Origin of the sequence: Oerskovia gallyi (assembly GCF_014836745.1) — a bacterium.
Classification (GTDB): domain Bacteria; phylum Actinomycetota; class Actinomycetes; order Actinomycetales; family Cellulomonadaceae; genus Oerskovia; species Oerskovia paurometabola.
In genome coordinates, this window is the sequence record NZ_JACSQE010000018.1 from 1 (window position 1) to 4,796 (window position 4,796).

The 4,796-nt window shown below is 74.3% G+C and carries 5 protein-coding genes; 1 reads left to right on the forward strand and 4 read right to left on the reverse strand.

What is annotated here, in order from left to right:
• Positions 1 to 300: 300 nt before the first annotated feature.
• The 3 genes from pxpB to H9640_RS18160 form a co-directional block, all read right to left on the reverse strand.
• On the reverse strand, positions 301 to 1,977 hold the full coding sequence (pxpB, locus tag H9640_RS18150) for a 5-oxoprolinase subunit PxpB (RefSeq protein ID WP_191792180.1): 1,677 nt from the start codon (positions 1,975 to 1,977) through the stop codon (positions 301 to 303).
• A complete protein-coding gene (locus tag H9640_RS18155; protein ID WP_191792181.1) occupies positions 1,974 to 2,759 on the reverse strand; it encodes a LamB/YcsF family protein in 786 nt (261 codons plus the stop codon). The genes pxpB and H9640_RS18155 overlap by 4 nt, the downstream gene beginning before the upstream one ends.
• A 103-nt stretch (positions 2,760 to 2,862) precedes the next feature.
• Positions 2,863 to 3,054, reverse strand: a complete 192-nt coding sequence (locus H9640_RS18160) for a DUF1059 domain-containing protein (protein ID WP_138823657.1) — start codon at positions 3,052 to 3,054, stop codon at positions 2,863 to 2,865.
• A 179-nt stretch (positions 3,055 to 3,233) separates the two neighbouring features.
• Between H9640_RS18160 and H9640_RS18165 the strand changes: the two genes are divergently transcribed.
• Positions 3,234 to 3,782 carry a GNAT family N-acetyltransferase gene (locus H9640_RS18165; protein WP_191792182.1) on the forward strand — a complete coding sequence of 183 codons (549 nt, stop codon included), beginning with the start codon at positions 3,234 to 3,236 and terminating at the stop codon, positions 3,780 to 3,782.
• Positions 3,783 to 3,893: 111 nt separating this feature from the next.
• Here H9640_RS18165 and H9640_RS18170 read toward each other — a convergent pair whose 3' ends face one another.
• The gene (locus H9640_RS18170; protein ID WP_191792183.1) at positions 3,894 to 4,700 is read right to left on the reverse strand and encodes a hypothetical protein; all 807 of its coding nucleotides are present in this window, start codon (positions 4,698 to 4,700) and stop codon (positions 3,894 to 3,896) included.
• Positions 4,701 to 4,796 lie beyond the last annotated feature (96 nt).

Sequence of the window (4,796 nt, forward strand, 5' to 3'; positions counted from 1 at the left end):
TTCTCAAGCAACCGACACGCACCGACTCCAACCCACCAGGGGCCTTCACTCGGGGCAACTTCTCTAACCTACCAGACTCATTCCCGCGTCTCAACTTCGCCGTTCCCGGTGAAGGAGAGCCGCCTGAGCCGACCGCCCCGCACGACTCACACGGCACACAGAGGTGTCCTGAGAAGATCTGAGGGGTGGCCACCCGGGGGATCCAGCCACTTCGCGGCGGCTCCGAAGAGCTTCGCAGTGGTGTCTGTTCCTCCCTGCCGGGCTGACTTCGAGAACATTACGCGGCGCTCCGCCGCTGCGTCAACTCGCCTCCCGGAAGCGCAGCCGGTCCCCCGGTCGGAGCTGCGCCGCGACGTCGAGAGCCCCTGCCGAGACGACCCCGATCACCGGGTAGCCGCCCGTGACCGGGTGGTCGCGCAGGAACAGGACGGGTCGTCCGTCGGGAGGGACCTGGACCGCCCCGGCCACGAGGCCCTCGCTCGGCAGCTCGCCGTCCCGCCTGGCGATCGACGGACCCGACAGCCTGAGCCCGACCCGGTTGCTGGCGTCCGACACCTCGAACGTCCCGCCCAGGAGGTCGCGCCAGCCCGCGTCGTCGAACCACTCGCTCCGCACCCCGCGACGCACCACGAGCTCGACGACCCCGGTCACCGTGGTGCGGGACGGGACCAGGCCGACCACGGGCAGACCCGTGGGTCGCGGCCCGATCACCAGCCGGTCCCCCGCACTCAACGGCGCGGGCCCCAGGCCGGCGAGGACGTCGAACGACCGCGACCCGAGCACGGGCCTCACGTCGAACCCGCCGCGAACCCCCAGATACGTCCGCGTCCCCTGCGCGGCGAACCCGAGGCGCAGCGCGGATCCCCGGCGCACCTCGAGGAGGGCCTGCATGCCGACCGGCGTACCGTCGATCGTCGCGGGCGTCGGCGCACCCGCGAGCGCGATCGTCGCCCGCTCGTGGAACCTCAGGGCCAGCCCTCCGAGGGTCACCTCGAGCGCTGCGGCGGAGTCGTCGTTGGCGAGCAGGCGGTTCAGCAGGCGCAGCGCCCGTCTGTCGGCAGCACCCGACCTCCCGACGCCCGACGACGCCCAGCCCGGCCGCCCCTCGTCCTCCACGAGCGTCAGCGGCCCGGTCGCGAGAACCTCGACGCCACCTGCACGGTCACGTTCGGCAGGCCCTCGATCACTCCCGACGCGCATCTCGTCACCTGCGGCGGACTTCTGGTCGCCCTCGGCGGAGTGCGCGTCACCCTCGGCGAGAGGGCCGTCGCCCTCGGCATCGCCCGGTAGTCGGTCGACCGCACTAAAACGCACCCGCGTCCCCGCGGTCAGCAACGCCGGCGGATCCCGGTCGACGTCAAACAGGTCGATGTCGGTGCGCCCCAGGAGCCGCCAGCCTCCGGGCGTAGCACGGGGGTACACGGCCGTGAGGTCGCCCGCGAGCGCGACCGACCCCGCGGGCACCCTGGTCCGCGGAGTCGGGAGCCGCGGTGCGGCGATCGTCGGGTCGACCTCGGTCAGGTACCCGAAGCCCGGCATGAAGCCCCCGAACGCGACCACGTACTCACGTCCGCCGTGGCGCGCCACGACCTCGGCGACGGACAGCCCGGCCCACGCGGCGACGTCGGGCAGGTCCTCGCCGTCGTAGACGACCGGGATCTCCACGAGGCGCCCCTCCCCCTGGCTCGCCACCGTCGACCGCGACTCCCACGCCGCCCGCACCGCGGTCTCGGCGCCCGCGAGATCGGGCGCCTCGTCGTCGAGGACGACGAGCACGGTGCGTGCCGCAGGCACGACGTCCACGAGCCCCGGCACGTCCGTGGCGCGCAGTGCGGCCGCGAGCGCGTGCACGTCCTCGATCCCCGCGACGTCGACCATGAGGGCGTGGTCGCCGTAGACCTGGACGCGGGGCAGGTTCGGCGCACATGCCGCAGGTACGGTCGTGGTCGGCGGCCCGTCCCCGGGCGACACGGTCACCGTCCGATCGCCTGCACGACGACGCCGCTCGCCTCGAGCGCCCGACGCACCTCCGTGAGGAGCGCGACCGCACCAGGGGTGTCGGAGTGGACGCAGACCGAGTCGGCCGCGACCGTGACCTCGCTGCCGTCCGAGGCGACCACGACGCCCTCGGTCACGAGGCGCAGCGCACGCTCGGCGACCTCGACCGGGTCGTGCAGGACCGCACCCGGCGTCCCGCGCGGCACGAGCGACCCGTCGGGCGCGTAGCCGCGGTCGGCGAAGACCTCGTGCACCACGGGCAGCCCCGCCTCGCGGGCGAGCCGCAGCACGGCCGAGCCGGCCATCCCGACGACCGGGAGCGTCGGGTCGTAGCCCACGACCGCGTCCACGACGGCGCGCGCCTGCTCCTCGTGCCGGACGATCGCGTTGTAGAGCGCGCCGTGCGGCTTGACGTACCGGACCCGGTCCCCGGCCAGGCGCGCGAACGCGTCGAGGGCACCGAGCTGGTAGACGACGTCGGCACTCAGCTCCGCCGGCGCCACGGCGAGGAAGCGCCGACCGAAGCCCGCGAGGTCGCGGTACGCGACGTGCGCACCGATGCTCACTCCCCGCTCGACGGCCGCGCGCGTCGTGGCGCGCATGATCGTCGGGTCCCCCGCGTGGAAACCGCACGCGACGTTCGCGCTGGTCACGAGGTCGAGCAGGGCGTCGTCGTCCGCGAGCGCCCACGGCCCGAACCCCTCGCCCAGGTCCGCGTTGAGGTCGATGCGGCGCGCGTCGGGCGCCGGGAGGTGCGTCATGTCCCCATCATCGCCGAGAGCACGCGCGTCGGTCGTGACCCACGGGTCACGACCGGCTGTGCTGTCAGGTGCTGTCAGGTGCTGTCAGGTGCTGCCGGGCGCGTCAGGCCATCGACGGCTCGGCGTCGACCAGGTCGGCACGGATGTCCTCCCGCAGCTGGGGTGTGGGTTCGTGACCGTGCTTGCTGATCATGTGGTCGTACGCGGCGTCGAGGACTTCCTCCTCCTCGCCGGCGATCGTCAGCGTGCAGTTGATGACGCTGGGCGTGGTCCGACAGTCGACCATCTTCCTCATGTGTTCTCACCTCCCCTCACGCGGACCCCGTCGTCGGGGCTCCGGCGGGGGCGGCGTCCGTGGGCTGGGCGGGCGACGTCTCCGGTCCTTCCACCGTCCTCCGCACGGGGTGGGGTGTCAACGGCCCGACGGCGAGACGCCCCTCCCGCTCGTCGGTGCAGCCGGGTAGATTTCCGCGGGTGACCACCTCCCTGCGCCCCGCGACCCCTGCCGACGCCGACCGCCTCGCGGCGCTGGCCGCTGTCACGTTCCCCCTCGCGTGCCCGCCGGGCTCCGACCCGGCAGCGGTCGCCGAGCACATCCGCACGCAGCTCTCCCCGGAGAAGTTCGTCGCGTGGACCGCGAGCGCCGAGCACGCGCTGCTCGTGGCCGAAGGTCCCGACGGCGCCGCCGGAGACCTGGTCGGCTACGCGCTGCTCGTGCGCGGCGTGCCCGACGACGCGGACATCGTGGCCGTCGTGGGCGACGAGCCGACGGTCGAGCTCTCGAAGATCTACGTGCACCCCGCGTCCCAGGGCACAGGGGTCGCGAGCGACCTCATGCGGGCAGTGCTCGATGCGGCACCGGCCCTCGTCCCGGACAAGGCCGTGTGGCTCGGCACCAACGGGGAGAACGCGCGGGCCCAGGCGTTCTACCGCAAGCACGGGTTCACCTTCGCGGGCACGCGCACGTACGTCGTGGGCGGCGAGGCGCACGACGACGTCGTGATGGTGCGCCCTCTCGACTGATCCTCACGCCTGGGTCGCCCGCCTGGGTCGCCCGCCGGAGCCACGCCGCACCCCTGCGACCACCGCGCGGGCACGCGCTCCGGCTCCGGCTAGGTCCTTGCGGGCACCGGCCTAGTGGTCGCCCTCGCCCAGGCTCGCGGCGCCGTCGCCCGCGTCGTCCGGGTGGAGCGGGAGGAACACGTGGACGTGCCCCTGGTCGGCGCCGACGCTCAGCTCGTCGAGCTGGGTCGCGGCCATGGCCCACGTGTCGGCGGCGCGCAGCCGCAGGTCGGCCGCGAGCGCCAGGAGCTCGGCGCGGGCAGGCTCGGCCGTGCCCTCGGCCAGGACGAGCGTGTCGACCGTGTCGCCCAGCAGCGCGATCGAGACGCCCAGGCCGTTGCGCGTGACGTTGTACCCCGACGCGCCGGCGGGCAGCGCCTCGGCCTCGGTCGTCAGGGTCGCGAGCGCCTCGCGCCAGGTGGCGACCTGCTCGGGCGTCGCGGGGGTGCCGGGCGAGCCGTCGAGCGGCAGCGCCACGGACAGGTCGTTCATGGTCGGGACGAGGCGCTCCTGCGCGGAGAGCGCGAAGTCGGTCACGACGCCCAGGTTCTCCGCGTCGCGCGCGGCCTCGGCGGCCTTGAGCTCGGCCACGCGCGCAGGGTCGACGGCGTACGCGCCGGACGCGCCGTCGTCGGGCCCTCGCGTGAGCGCCCAGACGACCGCCGCGACGACCGCGCCGAGGACGAGCACCGCAGCGAGCGCGAGCAGTGCACGGCGCCCGCGCGAGAGGTCCCGCGGCCACCGGGCGCGTTCGCGCTCCGGCGGCCGCGGGCGGGGACGACCGGCACCGTCCCCGGTCTGGTGGCCCGCACCCCGGGCGGTCGCGGAGCGGGCGGCGCGCTGCTCCTTGCTGCGCTGCGCGGACGTGGTCTGTGCCACGGGAGGACTCCTGTCGTCTGCGGTGCGGGAGGGTGTGACGTCGAGTGCGTGGTCCTGCGGCGACTCGCCGGGCGTGTCGCGGCCGAACCACGCACT

Excerpts from the sequence above, each read along its gene's own strand:
- H9640_RS18155 (WP_191792181.1), bottom strand. The coding sequence starts at position 2,759 with ATGACGCACCTCCCGGCGCCCGACGCGCGCCGCATCGACCTCAACGCG.
- H9640_RS18160 (WP_138823657.1), bottom strand. The coding sequence starts at position 3,054 with ATGAGGAAGATGGTCGACTGTCGGACCACGCCCAGCGTCATCAACTGC.